The organism is Falsiroseomonas sp. HW251 (assembly GCF_050563545.1).
Taxonomy (GTDB): domain Bacteria; phylum Pseudomonadota; class Alphaproteobacteria; order Acetobacterales; family Acetobacteraceae; genus Falsiroseomonas.
In genome coordinates this window covers 38112-53945 of the sequence record NZ_JBNXUM010000014.1, presented here as the reverse complement: position 1 = coordinate 53945, position 15834 = coordinate 38112, and the positions used below count along the sequence as shown (strand labels likewise).

Genomic DNA, 15834 nt, shown 5'->3' with positions numbered 1-15834 from the left:
GGCAACATGCCGCCGATGGGCATCACCTGCATGCTGCGCCGCGTGACGGAGCGGGATCTCGACCGCCTTCTCGCCGGCGAGCTCGACCTCGGCGCGATGCTGTCCGGCCCCGCCCCGCCGCCCCAGCCCGGCGGGCTGCGCGGCTTCGTCTCCTGGCTCTGGAAGGCGTCCGCCGAGCCCGGGCCCGCGATCGCGCCACCCCCGCCGGAGCCGGAGCGTGAGGACGAGCTCGATCTCGACAAGGCCTGGCACGGCCTGCACTTCCTCTTCACCGGTCTTGCGGAGGGCGGGGCGGCGCCGGGCTGCTTCCTGCTCGAGGGCGGGGAGGAGATCGAGGAGGCCGGGGATGACGGGCCGGAGCTCGACAGCCCCGCGCGCGCCTTCCGCCCGGCGGAGGTTCGCGCGATCGCGGACTTCCTCGATCGCCTGCCGCCGGCGGAGCTCGCGCGGCGCTACGATCCCGCGGCGATGACGCGGCTGCGGCTCTATCCCGACGTGATCTGGACACGCCCGCCACGGCCGGGCGAGGAGCTCTCGCCGCTGGAATACCTGCTCGATTACGCCGCGCGGCTGCGCGGCTTCGTCAGCCAGGCCGCCGCGCGCGGCGACGGGCTGCTGGTCTGGCAGGGCTGAGGGTCAGAACAGCCACCACCCCAGCGCCAGCGCCGCGACCGGCACCGCGACGGGCCAGACGATCCCCGCCATGCCGCCGACGAGGATGCCGGGCAGCCAGCCCAGCAGGATGCCGGGCCAGCCGAAGGCCCAGCCGAGCCAGCCCCAGGTCCCGACGAAGAAGGCCAGCGTCGTATAGGCCGAGCCGTCGGCATAGAGCCGGCCGCGCCTGTCCTCCGGCGCCTCGGTGAAGGTGGCGCTGCGCAGGATGTCGTGCAGCAGCGGGGCGGCGAGATCCTCCGGCGCACTGTCCAGCAGCGCCGCGCGGCGCCGCCCGGACTCGTGCGTGACCGTCAGCACGCCGTCGGCCAGCGCCCATTCCCCGCGTTGCGGCCTGCCCTGGAACTCGATGGCCACGCTGCCCTGCGACACGCCGTCAGTTCCCCCGCCTATGGACCCTTCGCCGGGCAGGCTACCCGCTGTGGGTCCTGTTCACGCAATGCGATTCCGCGCCGCGCGGCTTGCGGCGGGCGGGCAAAGGCGGTGATGTGCGCCTGCCCGTCAGGATATGCAGCGATGAACGAGATCCGGCCCTCACGCCCGAACAACCTCGACGCCTTCTGGATGCCCTTCTCCGACAACAAGTACTTCAAGGGCCAGACCTCGCGCCTGCTCGCCCGCGCCGAGGGCATGTCCTATTTCACGCCGGAGGGGAAGGAGATCCTGGACGGCACGGCGGGCCTGTGGTGCTGCAACGCCGGCCACGGCCGCAAGGAGATCACCGAGGCGATCCAGCGCCAGGCCGCGGTGATGGATTTCGCGCCGACCTTCCAGCTCGGCCACCCCATCGCCTTCGAGGCCGCGGCGCGCGTCGCCGAGATCACGCCGGAGGGCATGGACCGCGTCTTCTTCGTGAACTCGGGGTCGGAGGCCGCGGACACCGCGCTGAAGATCGCGCTCGCCTATCACCGCGCGCGCGGTGACGCGCAGCGTGTGCGGCTGGTGGGGCGGGAGCGCGGCTACCACGGCGTCGGCTTCGGCGGCATGTCGGTCGGCGGCATCGGCCCCAATCGCCAGCAATTCGGCGCGCAGCTCCCTTATGTGGACCACCTCCCGCACACGCACCTGCCTGCGAAGAACGCCTTCAGCAAGGGCGAGCCGCCGCATGGCGCGGAGCTCGCGGACGTGCTGGAGAACCTGGTCGCGCTGCACGGTAACACCATCGCCGCCGTGATGGTCGAGCCGGTGGCAGGCTCCACCGGCGTGCTGGTGCCGCCCGTCGGCTACCTGCAGCGCCTGCGGGAGATCTGCACGAAGCACGGCATCCTGCTGATCTTCGACGAGGTCATCACGGGCTTCGGCCGGCTTGGCACCAATTTCGGCGCGGAGCGGCTGGGCGTCACGCCGGACATCATGACCATGGCCAAAGGCATCACGAATGCCGCGGTGCCGATGGGCGCGGTGGCGACGTCGAACGCGATCTACGATGCGATCGTCAACGGCGTGCCCGCGGGGATCGAGCTCTTCCACGGCTACACCTATTCCGGCCATCCGCTGGCGAGCGCCGCGGCGATCGCGACGCTGGAACTCCACCGCGCCGAGGACCTGCCCGGCCGCGCCAAGGCGATCGAGCCCTATTGGCAGAAGACGGCACACGAGATGCGGTCCGAGCCCGGCGTCATCGATGTCCGCGACATCGGCCTGATCGCCGGCATCGAATTGGCACCCCGCGCCGGCAAGCCGGGCGCCCGCGCGACCGAGATCTTCCGCCGCTGCTTCGACGAAGGCGTGCTGGTCCGCGTCACCGGCGACATTGTCGCGCTGTCCCCGCCGCTGATCATCGAGAACGGGCACGTCGACCGCATCTTCGGGACGCTGTCGGAGGCGATCCGGGCGGTGCCGGCTTAGGTCGCGGCGGCGCGCCATGGGCCCGGGAGGCGCTGCGCGGCGGCGACGCGCCGCAGCGCGCCGCGGAGACGGAGGCCGGCTGCGGGGCGTCAGCGCTGCACGGCTGGTGGGAGAATGACGACCACGCCCCCAATAGGCTTGGCGCTCCCCCTCCCGGCTCGCGTGCATGCGGGCGATAACGAGGACCGCGCCGCGGTGGAAACCCGTCGGCCCCTCGCCTTTCGACGCCGCGATCGAGGAAGCCGAGGCCGATTTCCGAGCCGGGCGCTACACGACAATCCGCAGCGACGCGGATCTCGACACCTTCATGAAGTCGCTCGACACCCCGGAGTGACGGACTGGACGGTCGATATCGCGATTGCCGCACGGCACGACATCCGCGACGTCCTGCGCTGGACGACGTCGAACCTCGGGAACTCCCAGGCGGCGCTCCATCGCGAACGGATCAGGGCCGCCGTTCGCGACCTGCGTGACGGCCCGGATCGCATCCGCACCCTTCCCGTCGCCGGCCACCCTTCGATCCGCCGCCTCCCCCTTCGGCGCCCTTCCTGCCACGCCCGGTTCTACCGCGCCGAGCCCGGCCGCATCCTGGTCCTGCGCCTCCTGTACGAGGCGATGGACCCCACCCGCCACCTGCCCGAGGACTGAGCGCGCGATGCGCATCCTCGCCCTGGACGGCTCGCTCGCCCGTGCCTCCGTCGCCCTCTGGGCGGACGGGGTCGTGGTGGCGCATCGCGCCCAGGCCGGCGAGCGGATCCAGCCCACCGCGCTGCCGCCCATGGCGGCCGCGGTGCTGGAAGCCGGAACCCCCGACGCGGTGGCCGTCGTCGTCGGCCCTGGCGGCTTCACCGGGCTGCGCGCCGCCATTGCGCTGGCCGAGGGTATCGCGCTCGGCCTGAACCTTCCGCTGGTCGGCGTCACCACTGGCGAAGCCTTGGCCGCCGCCCTGCCGGAGGCGCTGCGCGCGGGCGAAGTCTGGTCGGCCGTGGACACCAAGCGCGGCCGCGTCGCGCTGGAGCGCGTCTCGGGCCTGGTCGCTGCGCTGCCCGTCGTGCTGGCGGAGCATGACCTGCCGCAGCCGGCAGGGGCCGTCGCGGTGGTGGGCGACGCCGCGCCCGTCGTCGCGGCGCGGCTGCTCGCGCGCGATGCCGACGCCGTGCTGACCGACAGCCGCCTGCCCGATGCCGGCGCCGTCGCGCGCGTCGCCGCGCTGCGCCTGGCCGGGGCCATCCCGCCGCGCGACGCCGCGCCGCTCTACGCGGAGCCGCCGGCGGTCCGGATGCCGTGAGGCCGGCAGCGCCCGAGGACGCGCCGGCGCTGGCCGCGCTCCATGCCAAGGCCTTCCCGCCAACCGGGCGCTGGGGTGCCGACGCGATCCGGCTGATGCTGGAAATGCCGGGCGCCTTCGGCCTCCATGCCAAAGGCGGCTTCGTGCTGGCCCGCGTCGCGGCGGATGAGGCGGAGATCCTGACGCTCGCCGTCGCGCCAGGCCATCGCCGTCGCGGCCTCGGCGGCGCGCTGCTGGCCGGCGCCATGGCGCAGGCTGTCCTGCGCGGCGCCGCTGCAATGTTCCTCGAGGTGTCGGAAGCCAATGCCGCCGCCCGCGCGCTCTATGCCGCCGCCGGCTTCGCCGAGGCGGGGCGACGCCGACGCTACTATCCCGACGGCGCCGACGCGCTGGTTCTGCGGCGGGACCTCAGCCCTTCCTGATCCGGACCAGGAGCGTGCCGTCCGGCTGCTCCTCCTGCGCCTCGACCGCATGCCCCTGCTCTGCCGCGGTGCGGGGGACGTTGCGGCGGGGCTCCTCGCCTTTCAGGCGAACGCGCAGCACCTGCCCCGTCGGCATGCGGTCGAGCGCCAGACGAACGCGAACGAAGGTCATGGGGCAAGTCTCGGCGGTGATATCGAGCGAGGTATCGTCGTCCATTTCTTTGGTATACCCGCGGAAGTTGCCATCATCAAAAGGGTGTACGCCGTAACCGTTATTGCATCCTACCCATTCCTGGCACTATATCGGCGCTGCGAATCGGCGCGGTGCCTGTCCCGAGCCACTCGCGACGCCGTTCGCGTCAATATACCGGCATATTGACGACGACGGTTCTGGGCGAGGACAGGGAAGGAAGAGCCATGGCCGACACTTCGGCGAACCAGGACCTGCTCGGGCTGACGGCGGAAATCGTATCGGCCCATGTCTCGAACAACCCGGTCTCGATCACCGACCTGCCGAACGTAATCCAGGAGGTCTACCGCACGCTGCAGACGCTCGGGCAACCCGCGGCGCCGCCAGCGGAAAAGCCGCAGCCCGCGGTGCCGATCAAGAAGTCGATCACGCCAGAGTATCTGATCTGCCTCGAGGACGGCAAGAAGCTGAAGATGCTGAAGCGCCACCTCAAGACCGCGTTCAACCTGACGCCCGACCAGTACCGCGAGAAATGGGGCCTGAGCGCGGACTACCCGATGGTCGCGCCGAACTACACCAAGCATCGCTCGACGCTCGCCAAGAAGATCGGCCTCGGCACCAAGCCGCGGAAGGCCCCGCCGCCGCCGCCGACGCGCGGCCGCGGCCGCGCCGCCGCCTCGGAGGGCTGACCCGGCCCGGCCGTCCGCCCTTCCCCGACGGGGTTGGTCGGGCGGCCCGCCGAGGTCTATGGAGGGCGCCAGCCGGCCTGATGCCGGCGGGAGGCCGCCGTCCCGCGCATGGATCGCGACACCGATCATCCCCCGGGCCATGGCGGCGCCGCGCGCCAGCCAGGCCCGCGTCCCGATCCCTCCCGGATCGAGCGGCTCTGCGTCGAGCGCGGCCTGAAGATGACGGGCCAGCGCCGGCTCATCGCCCGCGTGCTGTCCGAGGCCGAGGACCACCCGGACGTCGAGGAACTCTATCGCCGCGCCAGCGCGCTCGACGCCCGGATCAGCGTCGCCACGGTCTACCGGACCGTGCGCCTGCTGGAGGAGAAGGGCATCGTCGAGCGCCGCGACTTCGGCGGCGGCCGCGCCCGCTTCGACCCCACCGACCGCGGCCATCACCACCATCTGATCGACGTGGACACCGGCAAGGTCATCGAGTTCGAGGACGCCGAGTTCGAGCGCCTCGCCCGCGCCATCGCCGAGCGTCTCGGCTTCGGCCTGATCGGCCAGCGGCTGGAACTGTACGGCCGCCGGGACGAGGGCCCGGCCAGGACGGGCCGCAAGAAGTGAGCGCGCCGAGGAAGCAGGGCGTGCCGTCCCCGGAACGCGCGGCGCAGGCGGCATGAGCGTCGACGGCCCGCTGCCGGTGGACCCGGCGCCGCTGCGCGAGCCGCCGCCGGCGATCCCCGCCTTCGGCGAGCTGCGCGCCGGCAATCTGGGCCTGCGCCTCGCGGAATCCGGGGCCGAGATCGACGCCGCCCAGGCGCTGCGCTTCCAGGTCTTCTACGAGGAGATGGGTGCGAAGGCGGACGCGGCGACCGCCGCGGCACATCGCGACAGCGACGAGTTCGACGCCGTCGCCGACCACCTGCTCGTCCTCGACCACGACATCGGCAACGGGCCGGAGGCCGTGGTCGGCACCTATCGCCTGATCCGCCGCCCCGGCGCGCGCAGGCTCGGCCGGTTCTATTCCGAAAGCGAGTACGACGTGTCCATGCTGGCGGGCTTCCCGGGCGAGGTGATGGAGCTCGGCCGGTCCTGCGTCGCGGCACCCTATCGCACGCGCGGCACGCTGCAACTGCTCTGGCGCGGCATCGCGGCCTTCGTCTTCCGCCACCGGATCGAGCTGATGTTCGGCTGCGCGTCGCTGCCGGGGACCGACCTCGATGCGCTGGCGCCGCAGCTCTCCTACCTCCATGCGAACCACCTGGCTCCGCCGGCGCTGCGCGCGCGCGCGCTGCCCGCGCGCTACGTGTCGATGGACCGCATGCCGATCGAGCGCATCGACATGAAGGCCGCGCTGGTCGCGCTACCGCCGCTGGTGAAGGGCTATCTGCGATTGGGCGGCTTCGTCGGCGACGGCGCGGTGATCGACGAGCAGTTCAACACCACCGATGTCTGCGTCGTGGTGAAGACCGACCTGGTGACGGAGAAGTACTACCGCCACTACGAGCGCACCGCGGGCGGCGCAAAGGAGGAGTAGCGGGCTCACCCGCGAAGCAATTGAAACGCGCGGCGAAGCGGTTGTTACGCCCGCGGCTCGCCGCACCATCCCCGTGAAACAAGGCCCGGGCATCCTCTCCCCAGGCGCCAGAGGCGGCGCGCGGCAAACGGGAGACGGACCATGGCCCTCATCATCAAGACGCTCACCAGCGGCGACGATTTCCAGGATCTCGGCGCTTCCACGGACACCTTCGTGATCAACGCCGCCGCGGGCAACGACTACGTCCGGGCCGGCAGCGGCAACGACTTCCTCAAGGGCGGCACCGGCAACGACTACCTCCGCGGCGAGGACGGCCAGAACACCCTGTACGGCGAGGATGGCAACGACACCCTGACGGGCGGCGGCCTTGAGGACAGCATCGACGGCGGCGCCGGCGCGGACGAGATCTACGACTGGGACGGGGCGGACACCGTGCGGGGCGGCGGCGGCGCCGACGTCTTCCACGTCGGCGGCGGCAACGATCTCATCTTCGGTGGGGACGGCAACGACAACTTCTACGGCGCTCCCTACACCAGCGACTTCGGCGCGGACACGCTGTATGGCCAGGGCGGCGACGACACCATGACCGGCGAGGTCGGCTGGCTGCTCGCCGGCGGCATCGGCAACGACACCTACCGCGTCCAGAAGCTCGGCGCGACGATCGTCGAGAACGCCGGCGAAGGCATCGATACGGTCATCGTCAATCCCTACACGGTGAACAGCTACGTGCTCGGCGCCAATCTCGAGAAGCTCTACTTCGTCGTGGACCTGACCCAGGCGGCGCCGGCCGGCGTGACGGGCTGGGGCAATTCGCTCAACAACACCATCGGCGGCTCCGCCGGTTCGGATGTGCTGCTCGGCCTGGCCGGCAATGACAGCATGAACACGAACGGTGGCAGCGACACGCTGGACGGAGGCGCCGGGAACGACGTCTTCACCACGACGCGCACGACCTACATCAACAACCAGCTCGGCACCGCGGCGGCCGAGGGCAACGACAGCATCAACGGCGGTGCCGGTGCCGATACCGCTTCAGCCGGCCTCGGGAACGACACGATCCGCGGCGACGGTGCCGTGCCGGATGGCGGCAACGACAACCTCGATGGCGGCGCCGGGAACGACCTGATCGACGGCGACATGGGCGCCGATACGCTCTTCGGCCAGGACGGGGCGGACACGCTGCGGGGCGGGACGGGCGATGACGAGGCGTATGGCGGCGGCGGCAACGATCTCATTCGCGGCGGCGACGGCAACGACAAGATCCAGGGCCACGCCGGCGCGGACACGATCTACGGCGACCAGGCCGACAGCATCGTCTCGGGCGGCGCGGACAGCATCGATGGCGGCTCCGAGAACGACTACATCCAGGGCAATGCCGGCAACGACAACCTGACGGGCAACTCCGGCAACGACACCGTCCTGGGCGGCACCGGCGACGATATGGCCAGCGGCGGCACCGGCAACGACTTCGTCCGCGGCGGCGCCGGCAACGACATGGCCTATGGCGATGCCGGCTTCGACACCGTGCATGGTGACGCCGGCAACGACATGGTGTTCGGCGGCGCCTCGGCCGACTTCCTCTATGGCGAGGACGGCAACGACACCATCTCGGGCGACGGCGGCGCGGATGCGCTGTTCGGTGGCGCCGGCGCGGACCAGTTCCGCTACTACCTGGCGGCCGAGAGCACGGCTTCGGTGCGCGACACGATCTACGGCTTCGAGAAGGGCGTGGACAAGGTGGACCTGCTCTTCACGGACGCGAACTCGCAGCTCGCGGACCACCAGCTCTTCACGCTGTTCGACAGCAAGCCCGTCGCACCCACCGCCGGCGCGCTCTGGCAGGACAGCAGCGCGGCGGGCCTGCTGATCCGCGGCGACGTGAACGGCGACGGCGTCGCCGACCTCGAGATCCTGCTCTCGGGCATCACGACGCCGCTCTCGGCCAGCGACATCATCCTCTGAACCGGACGGGAGGGCGCGCCGCGCCCTCCCTCACCACCCCCGATACGCTGCCAGCGCCCGCCAGGCGCTGACGATGTCCGCCACGCGATAGTCGTGCCCGCCATCGTGCAGGCACAGCTCCAGCACCTGGCCCGGCCCATTGCCACGAATTTCGCAGTCCTGGCCGTCCACCACGGCCTGGCGCGGCGGGCCGAAGCCGCCGGCGCTGGCGAGCATCGCCATCGCCTCGTGGACATTGCCCTGCCGCGCGCCACCGCGCCCTGTCCGCCCGGCCAGCGGCACCGTCTGGTCCTGCCGGCCGTGGATGTGGCGCATCCAGGACGGTGGCGCGCCGCAATCCGTCGGCATCATGGTCCAGAAGGTGCCGGCGATGGGCGCGAAGCCGGCATAGGCGTCGCGCCGGTAGCACGCGACATACCAGGTCAGCATCCCGCCCGCCGACATGCCACTCATCATCACGCGGCTGCGATCGATCGGGAAACGCGACGCCGCATCCGCCATCATGCGGTCGAGATACTCTATCTCGATCATCGTCTCGCCCGGCGGCTGCGCCTCCGTCCGGCGCATGCGCCAGCTGCGCCCCGGCGCGGCCTGCGGCGCGATCAGCGCGAGGCCGAGGCCCGACACCGCCTGGGCGAGCTCCTCGTCCTCCATGATGTCGGACGCCTTCCCGCCCGCGCCATGCGCGAAGACGATGGCGCCGACCGGGCCCGTCGCGTGGTCCGGCATGCGGATCCGGTAGGTGCGCTCGCCGAGCACGCAATCCGTGTCGGGGCCGCAGGCCAGGGCCGGCACGGCGAACAGCATCAGCAAGACGGCCAGCCGGAGGCGGCGCGGGGCGTGCTCCATGCCGCGATGCTGGCATGGCGCGTCCCCGGCGGGAAGCGTTCCGTTTCGCGGCCGCGACACGCGCGACACGTCACGAAACGCGTCGAAGTCGGAACGAAACATGGTTGCGCGAGAAGGTCGTTACGGCGGGCGACGGTGCCCCCCGACGACAACCGGAGAACACCCCATGATCCGCATCGCGACCGGCCTCCTCGCAATCGGCCTGCTGGCCAATCCGGCGCTCGCCGGCGGCGGCAACAACGGCGTCAGCCTGAACGGCGCCAGCCTGAACGGCATCAACCTGAACGGCGCCAGCCTGAACGGCATCAACCTGAACGGTATCAGCCGAAACGGCATCAACCTGAACGGCATCAACCTGAACGGCGGCGGCCTGAACGGCATCCAGCACAATGGCCTCATCGACAACGCGCTGACGTCGAACGGCTTCGTCGACAACGGAGTCTCGCTGAACGGCGGCGGTCCGAACGGCGTCAATTTCAACGGCACTGCCACCGGCGCCCCGATCGCCATGCCGGCGCCGCGCGGCCTCACCCTGCCCGAAGGCCGTCTCACGGCTGAATGAAACGGAACGAAACCCGCGAAACCGGCGCGACATCGCCGGTATGCGCCGGGCTGGCAGCATTCGGACAGCCCGCCGATCCCCACCTGTCCGGCGGCGCCAACTGAGGGCCGGCCCATTCTTCCGCTTCGGGCCGGCCCTCACCCTTCGCCCATCCCTGAGCCGAGGCGGGCAGCGCGCTCCGCACGGAACAGCGGCGGAAAGCGGTTGAAGCCAAGGATTATTTTCCTGTAGCCTTGCCGGTCCAACGGCCCGGAGGGCTCCATGCCCACCTCCCTCGTCCTCACCCCCCGCCGCTTCGCGCGCCACGACTGGGCGCCGATGACGGATGCGGAATGGGCGGGACTCGCCACGCTGGTCGCCCCGGCCCAAGGGGCGGCGGGGCGCCGTCCCGTCGATCCGCGCCGGCTCTGGGACGCCATCTTCTGGGTGGCCTGTTCCTCCGGCCCCTGGCGCGAGATGCCGGAGGCGCTGGGCAAGCCCGGCACGGTGCACCGTGCGCTCTGCCGCCATGCCCGAGCGGGGCTGCTGGACCGGCTGCTGGTCGGGCTCTCCTCCCCGGCGCTGGCGACGAGGCTGGGCAGCCTGGCCTGGCGGATCGCGCGGGCCTGGCGGCGGGTGGCGCGGCTGATGCGGCTGGGGCAGCTGCTGATGGCCAAGCGGCTCGGCCTGCTCTCCGCCCTGCCCTGCGCGCCCGATTTCCTGCCGCGGCCCGATTTGTCGGAAAGGGCGATGCTGTATGGCCGGATCCTGTTCCGCGGGCCGTGGAACCGCCCGCTGCACCGCTATCTGCGGCTGCTGTTGCGGATGATGGCGGGGGACAGGCGGCAGTGGCGGCTGACGGATTGAGACGGGCAGGGTGGAAAGGGCCTCCGGCTCCCATATAACCCGGCCAACGGACCCCCTCAGCACCCCGGAAGGCGCCACCCATGTCCCAGAGCCAGGACAGCCAGATCCCCGTCACCGTTCTCACCGGCTATCTCGGCGCCGGCAAGACCACGCTGCTCAACCGCATCCTGTCGGAAAACCACGGCCGCAAGTTCGCCGTGGTGATCAACGAGTTCGGCGAGCTCGGCGTGGACAACGACCTCGTCGTGGATGCCGACGAGGAAGTCTTCGAGATGAACAACGGCTGCATCTGCTGCACCGTGCGCGGCGACCTCATCCGCATCATCGGCGGGCTGATGAAGCGCAAGGGCCGCTTCGACGGCATCATCGTGGAGACCACGGGCCTCGCCGATCCCGCCCCCGTCGCGCAGACCTTCTTCGTGGACGAGGACGTGAAGCGCGCCACGAAGCTCGATGCGATCGTCACCGTGGTGGACGCCAAGCACCTGCCGGCGCGGCTGAAGGACAGCAGCGAGGCGCAGGAGCAGATCGCCTTCGCCGACATCATCGTGCTGAACAAGATGGACCTGGTGAGCCCGGCCGAGGCCGACGAGGTCGAGACGCTGATCAAGCAGATCAATCCCTATGCCGAGATCAGGCGCAGCACCAAGTCGGACGTGCCGCTGGAGAGCGTCATCGGCCGCGACGCCTTCAACCTCGCCCGCATCCTGGAGAAGGAGCCGGACTTCCTGTCCGGTGACGACCACCACGAGCATGACAGCGAGGTGAACAGCGTCAGCTTCGAGGTCTCGAAGCCGATCGACGCCGAGAAGTTCAATGCCTGGATCAGCCAGCTCCTGCAGACCAAGGGCCAGGACCTGCTGCGGACCAAGGGCATCCTCTACTACGCCGGCGACAACCGCCGCTTCGCCTTCCAGGCCGTGCACATGATCGCCGACGGCGACTACATCGGCGAGGTGAGGGAGGGCGATCCCCGCAGGTCCAAGATCGTCTTCATCGGGAGGGACCTGAACCGGCCGCAGCTGCGGCGGGGGTTCGAGAGCTGCCAGGTGGAGGGGTGATGCGGTTCTCAGGCGCGATTCTCGTCCGCACAAGAACCTTCATGGGGTCGCGTTGCGGTCGTCCAGCGCGCTCTTCTCCTCGCGCGCCCACGCTAACCCTCCCCCGCTCGCGGGGGAGGGAAACCAGCGGCGGGGAAGGGCGGGCCTACCATGGCTGAAGTCGCCGAAGCCGATTTCCTCCTGACGTCCCGCGGTCGCACGGAAGACCTGGGCGCCTGGGTCATCGGCGCGCCCTTCGACGCCTCCGGCCGCCTCGCCTTCGCACTTGCCGACGGCACGATCCATCTCGCCGCGACTTCGGGCGACTGGACGGCCGTCACCGCGCACGATGCCGGCATCCTTTCGGCCTGCGCCGACATCAAGGAAGGCTGGCTCACCGGCGGCGACGACGGGCTGCTCGTCCGCACCGCGCCCGACGGCACGACCACCACGATCGCGGACTACAAGGGCAAGTGGGTGGACCACGTCGCGTCGCACGACTCCGGCCTGCGCGCCGCGGCCGTCGGCAAGACACTGCACATCCTCGGCACCGGCGGGCCGCTGAAGTCGCTGGCGCATCCCTCCTCGGTCGGCGGCATCGCCTTCGACGCCAAGGGCAAGCGCATCGCGGCCAGCCACTACAACGGCGCGAGCCTCTGGTTCGTCGGCGCGAAGGAGGACAAGCCGCGCCTGCTGGAATGGAAGGGCAGCCACCACGCCATCCGCTTCTCGCCGGATGGCACGCACGTCGTCACCGCGATGCAGGAACCCTCGCTGCATGGCTGGCGCCTGGCGGACGGGCAGCACATGCGGATGTCGGGCTATCCCGGGAAGACGCGGAGCCTCGACTTCTCCTCCCGCGGGCGCTGGCTCGCGACCTCGGGGGCGGAATCCGTCGTGCTCTGGCCCTTCTTCGGCGGCGGGCCGATGGGCAAGGCGCCGACCGAGCTCGCCGGCGGCGACCAGGTCTTCTGCACCGCCGTCGCCTGCCATCCCCTGCACGAGGTCGTCGCCGCCGGCTTCGGCGACGGCCTGGTGCTGATCGCGGAGATCGCCTCGGGCAAGGTTGTGCCGGTCGCGCCGCCCGCGGGCAGTCCGGTCTGCGCGCTGAGCTGGAGCCCGAACGGCGCGCTGCTCGCCTTCGGGACGGAAGCCGGCCGCGCCGGCCTGGTGGATCTCGGAAGGCGCGACTTATGACCGACATGCCCATCCTGACCGCGCCCTTCATGGCGATGCCGCGCATCGGCCTCGGCACCTGGCCGATGAAGGGCAGGGAATGCCGGGCGGCGGTGGAATCCGCGCTGTCGCTGGGATACCGGCACATCGACACCGCCGAGATGTACGGCAACGAGGACGCGGTCGGCGCGGGGATCCGGGCGTCCGGCCTGCCGCGTGAGCAGGTCTTCGTCACGACGAAGATCTGGAACGACAAGACCAACGGTGCGGCGATCCGGCGCGCCTTCGACGACTGCCTCGAGCGGCTGGCGATGCCCCATGTGGACCTGCTGCTGATCCACTGGCCGAGCCCGCAGCTGCAGCTCGAGGATGCGCTGAAGGGCCTTGCCGCGATCCGCGCGGAAGGCCGCGCCAGGGCGATCGGCGTGTCGAACTTCCCGCCGAGGCTGCTGCAGCGCGCCATCGACGCCGGCGTGCAGCTGTCCTGTCTGCAGGTGGAGAACCACCTCTTCCTCGACCAGTCGGCGCTGCGGCGCATCTGCCGGGCCAACGACATGGTCGTGACGTCCTATTCGCCGCTGGCCAAGGGCGCGAGCCTCGATGCATCGGCGATCGGCCGCGTCGCGGCGAAGCATGGTGCGACCAAGGCCCAGGTCGCTCTGGCCTGGCTGCTCGCGCAGGATGGCGTCGCGATGGTGCCGAAGGCGGCGTCCCCGGCCCGGCAGAGGGAGAATCTCGGCGCGCTGGACGTGACCCTGGACGCCGAGGACCTGGCGGCGCTGGCCGCTCTGCCCAAGGATCGCCGCTTCGTGAATCCCGGCATGGCGCCGGACTGGGTGAATGGGTGACGCGGATGTTTGCGCCGACGGTGGAACCGCGCCGCGCGATCCGCTCTGATCCCGCGACCGCCGCAAGGGGGATGCATGGCTGACGACGACGACGACGTGGATCTCGGCATCAGTCTCGAGGCGGTGGCCGCGATCGTGGACCACGCCCGCGCGCTGCAGGGCACCGAGGAAACCGGCACCGACCCGACCGGCGAGGATGAGAACAGCGAGGCCGCGCTGCTCGAGGAGGATCCGGACGACCTGACGGAGGAGAGCCTGCGCGCCTTCATCGCCGAGCTGAACGAGGACGAGCAGGCCTCGCTGATCGCGCTCGCCTGGATCGGCCGCGGCGACTACGGGACGGAGGAATGGGACGAGGCCCGCGCGCTGGCGGCCGAGCGCAACGAAGGCCGCGACACCGCGGAATACCTGCTGCAGATCGACAATCTCGGCGACCTGCTGGCCGAGGGCGTCGCGGCCTTCGGCTTCAGCATCGAGGACGTGGAGCGCTGAGCCTCCCTCCCCCGCGGTTGCGGGGGAGGGGAGGGGGATGCGGGGGGAGCGAAGCGTGGCAGCGCGGGCGCCAGCGCCCCTTACGTGTACTCCGCCACTGCCCCGCCGATCCCCGCGATCTCCCTGATCAGCTTCCGCCGCACGGCATTTCCGAAGGCGTCGAAATCCTCCGCCGCGATCATGAAGGCGCCGGCGCCGCCGATCACGCTCTCCCGGTAGTACTGGTCGAGCGGGATCGGCGGCGGGCGGCCGAAGGTCGGGCGGTCGTTCAGGATGGGCAGGCCGTTGATGGTGATGCCCTCGCCCACCGCGCGGTCACGCGCCTGCTCGGCCGGGGGCCCGCTGTTGTTCACGCCGTCGCCCGACACATCGATGACCTTGCGCGTCGCCTCATGCGGGCATTCCGCGAGCGCGCGGCGCGATGCCTCGATGGCGCCGGAGATGGAAGTCCAGGACAGCGACGTCCGCGGCGCGTTGGCCAGCGTCTCGGCCCAGGTGTCGGCGTCGCGCTGGCTGCCGACGCGGGTCCAGGGGATCACCACGCGCTGGTACTCGATCCCCGCCCATTCGATGTAGCAGAGCGCGACGGCGCCGATCATGCCGCCGCGCACGGCCTCGACCACGCGCGGATCGGAGACGGCGGTGCGGTAGCCCTCGCGCTGCAGCCTGGCCTCGTCCTCGTCGATGGAGCGGCTGACATCCACCGCCATCACGAGCGCGACATCCACCGGCTCGTCCGCGCGGGCAGGGCGAGCGAGGGCCGCGGTCCCGGCCGCGGCGAGCAGGGTCCTGCGGCGCATCGCACCTCTCCCATCCCGTAGGGATGACATGGAACCGCAACGCGGGGGCCGGGGGCAAGCATTGCCTGCGCTGGCCGCGCCGGGATGGCCGTGCTAGCCCGGCGGCCTCACGCCAGCCAGCGGATCAGTCATGTCGGACGCCCCTTCCTCCCCCATTCCCCCCAACGGGCCGTCCAACGGCCAGCAGCAGGCGATGCCGCTGCAGCTCAACATCCAGTACACCAAGGATCTGTCCTTCGAGGTGCCGGGCGCGCCGGAGATCTTCGTCAACCTGCGGGAGCAGCCGCGGGTGGACCTGACGCTCGACGTTCAGGCCCGCCCGGTCGAGGGGCAGCAGAACGTGTACGAGGTCAGCCTGCAGATCCGCGCCGACGCCAAGGTGCAGGAGACCAGCTGCTTCATCGCGGAGCTCGTCTATTGCGGCGTCTTCACCGTCAACATCCCGCAGGAGCACCTGGAGCCCGTGCTGCTGGTGGAGTGCCCGCGCCTGCTCTTCCCCTTCGCCCGCAACATCCTGGCCGACGTGACGCGTGACGGCGGCTTCCCGCCGGTGCTGCTGGCGCCGATCGACTTCGTCGCGCTGTGGCAGAGCCGGAGGGGCGGGCAGCAGGTGGGGACCGCCTGAGCA

General features: G+C 70.9%; 21 protein-coding genes. 17 read left to right on the top strand and 4 right to left on the bottom strand.

From position 1 onward, the window contains the following. The first annotated feature begins 15 nt into the window (after positions 1-15). Positions 16-633, top strand: a complete 618-nt coding sequence (locus ACLF3M_RS17765) for a YfbM family protein (protein WP_430658298.1) — start codon at positions 16-18, stop codon at positions 631-633. A 3-nt stretch (positions 634-636) separates the two neighbouring features. On the opposite strand, the gene ACLF3M_RS17760 is transcribed toward ACLF3M_RS17765, so the two are convergent. Beyond that, entirely contained in the window at positions 637-1044 is a 408-nt protein-coding gene (locus ACLF3M_RS17760; protein ID WP_430658297.1) for a hypothetical protein, read from the bottom strand. A gap of 144 nt (positions 1045-1188) precedes the next feature. On the opposite strand from ACLF3M_RS17760, the gene ACLF3M_RS17755 reads away from it, so the two are divergent. The 5 genes from ACLF3M_RS17755 to ACLF3M_RS17735 all read left to right on the top strand — a co-directional run bounded on the left by ACLF3M_RS17755 (position 1189) and on the right by ACLF3M_RS17735 (position 4230). Continuing rightward, positions 1189-2520: an aspartate aminotransferase family protein gene (locus ACLF3M_RS17755; protein ID WP_430658296.1), complete on the top strand. Its 1332-nt coding sequence runs from the start codon at positions 1189-1191 to the stop codon at positions 2518-2520. Between the two features lie 166 nt (positions 2521-2686). Then, positions 2687-2854: a hypothetical protein gene (locus ACLF3M_RS17750; RefSeq protein ID WP_430658295.1), complete on the top strand. Its 168-nt coding sequence runs from the start codon at positions 2687-2689 to the stop codon at positions 2852-2854. Beyond that, on the top strand, positions 2851-3168 hold the full coding sequence (locus ACLF3M_RS17745) for a type II toxin-antitoxin system RelE/ParE family toxin (RefSeq protein ID WP_430658294.1): 318 nt from the start codon (positions 2851-2853) through the stop codon (positions 3166-3168). Before ACLF3M_RS17750 ends, ACLF3M_RS17745 begins: the two co-directional genes overlap by 4 nt. A gap of 7 nt (positions 3169-3175) precedes the next feature. Beyond that, complete coding sequence (tsaB, locus tag ACLF3M_RS17740; RefSeq protein WP_430658293.1) at positions 3176-3808, top strand: tRNA (adenosine(37)-N6)-threonylcarbamoyltransferase complex dimerization subunit type 1 TsaB; 633 nt, start codon at positions 3176-3178, stop codon at positions 3806-3808. Next, positions 3805-4230: a GNAT family N-acetyltransferase gene (locus ACLF3M_RS17735; protein ID WP_430658292.1), complete on the top strand. Its 426-nt coding sequence runs from the start codon at positions 3805-3807 to the stop codon at positions 4228-4230. The genes tsaB and ACLF3M_RS17735 overlap by 4 nt, the downstream gene beginning before the upstream one ends. Here ACLF3M_RS17735 and ACLF3M_RS17730 read toward each other — a convergent pair. Beyond that, the gene (locus ACLF3M_RS17730; protein ID WP_430658291.1) at positions 4217-4447 is read right to left on the bottom strand and encodes a sulfurtransferase TusA family protein; all 231 of its coding nucleotides are present in this window, start codon (positions 4445-4447) and stop codon (positions 4217-4219) included. The genes ACLF3M_RS17735 and ACLF3M_RS17730 overlap by 14 nt on opposite strands. Positions 4448-4647: 200 nt before the next feature. Here ACLF3M_RS17730 and ACLF3M_RS17725 point away from each other — a divergent pair, with 200 nt between their 5' ends. The 4 genes from ACLF3M_RS17725 (at position 4648) to ACLF3M_RS17710 (ending at position 8593) form a co-directional block, all read left to right on the top strand. Beyond that, complete coding sequence (locus tag ACLF3M_RS17725) at positions 4648-5109, top strand: MucR family transcriptional regulator (protein ID WP_430658290.1); 462 nt, start codon at positions 4648-4650, stop codon at positions 5107-5109. 108 nt (positions 5110-5217) lie between these two features. Then, complete coding sequence (locus tag ACLF3M_RS17720) at positions 5218-5718, top strand: Fur family transcriptional regulator (protein ID WP_430658289.1); 501 nt, start codon at positions 5218-5220, stop codon at positions 5716-5718. A 52-nt stretch (positions 5719-5770) separates the two neighbouring features. Next, positions 5771-6631, top strand: a complete 861-nt coding sequence (locus ACLF3M_RS17715; protein ID WP_430658288.1) for a GNAT family N-acetyltransferase — start codon at positions 5771-5773, stop codon at positions 6629-6631. A 141-nt stretch (positions 6632-6772) separates the two neighbouring features. After that, complete coding sequence (locus ACLF3M_RS17710) at positions 6773-8593, top strand: calcium-binding protein (protein WP_430658287.1); 1821 nt, start codon at positions 6773-6775, stop codon at positions 8591-8593. Positions 8594-8623: 30 nt separating this feature from the next. Here the strand turns inward: ACLF3M_RS17710 and ACLF3M_RS17705 are convergent, their stop codons facing one another. Beyond that, positions 8624-9442, bottom strand: a complete 819-nt coding sequence (locus ACLF3M_RS17705) for an alpha/beta hydrolase family esterase (protein ID WP_430658286.1) — start codon at positions 9440-9442, stop codon at positions 8624-8626. 166 nt (positions 9443-9608) lie between these two features. Between ACLF3M_RS17705 and ACLF3M_RS17700 the strand changes: the two genes are divergently transcribed. From ACLF3M_RS17700 to ACLF3M_RS17675, 6 genes are all read left to right on the top strand, one after another. After that, positions 9609-10004, top strand: coding sequence for a hypothetical protein (locus ACLF3M_RS17700; RefSeq protein WP_430658285.1), 396 nt, complete (start codon positions 9609-9611; stop codon positions 10002-10004). Between the two features lie 261 nt (positions 10005-10265). Then, a complete protein-coding gene (locus ACLF3M_RS17695) occupies positions 10266-10850 on the top strand; it encodes a transposase (RefSeq protein ID WP_430658284.1) in 585 nt (194 codons plus the stop codon). A gap of 80 nt (positions 10851-10930) precedes the next feature. Beyond that, positions 10931-11911 carry a CobW family GTP-binding protein gene (locus ACLF3M_RS17690; protein ID WP_430658283.1) on the top strand — a complete coding sequence of 327 codons (981 nt, stop codon included), beginning with the start codon at positions 10931-10933 and terminating at the stop codon, positions 11909-11911. A 150-nt stretch (positions 11912-12061) separates the two neighbouring features. Beyond that, positions 12062-13087: a WD40 repeat domain-containing protein gene (locus ACLF3M_RS17685; RefSeq protein WP_430658282.1), complete on the top strand. Its 1026-nt coding sequence runs from the start codon at positions 12062-12064 to the stop codon at positions 13085-13087. Next, positions 13084-13914: an aldo/keto reductase gene (locus ACLF3M_RS17680; RefSeq protein WP_430658281.1), complete on the top strand. Its 831-nt coding sequence runs from the start codon at positions 13084-13086 to the stop codon at positions 13912-13914. Before ACLF3M_RS17685 ends, ACLF3M_RS17680 begins: the two co-directional genes overlap by 4 nt. 75 nt (positions 13915-13989) lie before the next feature. Then, a complete protein-coding gene (locus tag ACLF3M_RS17675) occupies positions 13990-14406 on the top strand; it encodes a DUF3775 domain-containing protein (protein ID WP_430658280.1) in 417 nt (138 codons plus the stop codon). Between the two features lie 80 nt (positions 14407-14486). On the opposite strand, the gene ACLF3M_RS17670 is transcribed toward ACLF3M_RS17675, so the two are convergent. After that, on the bottom strand, positions 14487-15206 hold the full coding sequence (locus ACLF3M_RS17670; RefSeq protein WP_430658279.1) for a DUF1194 domain-containing protein: 720 nt from the start codon (positions 15204-15206) through the stop codon (positions 14487-14489). Between the two features lie 130 nt (positions 15207-15336). Between ACLF3M_RS17670 and secB the strand changes: the two genes are divergently transcribed. Continuing rightward, the gene (gene secB, locus ACLF3M_RS17665; protein WP_430658278.1) at positions 15337-15831 is read left to right on the top strand and encodes a protein-export chaperone SecB; all 495 of its coding nucleotides are present in this window, start codon (positions 15337-15339) and stop codon (positions 15829-15831) included. Positions 15832-15834: the final 3 nt, after the last annotated feature.

Excerpts from the sequence above, each read along its gene's own strand:
- ACLF3M_RS17690 (WP_430658283.1), top strand. The coding sequence starts at position 10,931 with ATGTCCCAGAGCCAGGACAGCCAGATCCCCGTCACCGTTCTCACCGGC.
- ACLF3M_RS17755 (WP_430658296.1), top strand. The coding sequence starts at position 1,189 with ATGAACGAGATCCGGCCCTCACGCCCGAACAACCTCGACGCCTTCTGG.
- ACLF3M_RS17710 (WP_430658287.1), top strand. The coding sequence starts at position 6,773 with ATGGCCCTCATCATCAAGACGCTCACCAGCGGCGACGATTTCCAGGAT.
- ACLF3M_RS17670 (WP_430658279.1), bottom strand. The coding sequence starts at position 15,206 with ATGCGCCGCAGGACCCTGCTCGCCGCGGCCGGGACCGCGGCCCTCGCT.
- ACLF3M_RS17715 (WP_430658288.1), top strand. The coding sequence starts at position 5,771 with ATGAGCGTCGACGGCCCGCTGCCGGTGGACCCGGCGCCGCTGCGCGAG.
- ACLF3M_RS17685 (WP_430658282.1), top strand. The coding sequence starts at position 12,062 with ATGGCTGAAGTCGCCGAAGCCGATTTCCTCCTGACGTCCCGCGGTCGC.
- ACLF3M_RS17730 (WP_430658291.1), bottom strand. The coding sequence starts at position 4,447 with ATGGACGACGATACCTCGCTCGATATCACCGCCGAGACTTGCCCCATG.
- tsaB (WP_430658293.1), top strand. The coding sequence starts at position 3,176 with ATGCGCATCCTCGCCCTGGACGGCTCGCTCGCCCGTGCCTCCGTCGCC.
- ACLF3M_RS17675 (WP_430658280.1), top strand. The coding sequence starts at position 13,990 with ATGGCTGACGACGACGACGACGTGGATCTCGGCATCAGTCTCGAGGCG.
- ACLF3M_RS17680 (WP_430658281.1), top strand. The coding sequence starts at position 13,084 with ATGACCGACATGCCCATCCTGACCGCGCCCTTCATGGCGATGCCGCGC.
- secB (WP_430658278.1), top strand. The coding sequence starts at position 15,337 with ATGTCGGACGCCCCTTCCTCCCCCATTCCCCCCAACGGGCCGTCCAAC.
- ACLF3M_RS17720 (WP_430658289.1), top strand. The coding sequence starts at position 5,218 with ATGGATCGCGACACCGATCATCCCCCGGGCCATGGCGGCGCCGCGCGC.
- ACLF3M_RS17765 (WP_430658298.1), top strand. The coding sequence starts at position 16 with ATGGGCATCACCTGCATGCTGCGCCGCGTGACGGAGCGGGATCTCGAC.
- ACLF3M_RS17750 (WP_430658295.1), top strand. The coding sequence starts at position 2,687 with ATGCGGGCGATAACGAGGACCGCGCCGCGGTGGAAACCCGTCGGCCCC.
- ACLF3M_RS17700 (WP_430658285.1), top strand. The coding sequence starts at position 9,609 with ATGATCCGCATCGCGACCGGCCTCCTCGCAATCGGCCTGCTGGCCAAT.
- ACLF3M_RS17725 (WP_430658290.1), top strand. The coding sequence starts at position 4,648 with ATGGCCGACACTTCGGCGAACCAGGACCTGCTCGGGCTGACGGCGGAA.
- ACLF3M_RS17695 (WP_430658284.1), top strand. The coding sequence starts at position 10,266 with ATGCCCACCTCCCTCGTCCTCACCCCCCGCCGCTTCGCGCGCCACGAC.
- ACLF3M_RS17705 (WP_430658286.1), bottom strand. The coding sequence starts at position 9,442 with ATGGAGCACGCCCCGCGCCGCCTCCGGCTGGCCGTCTTGCTGATGCTG.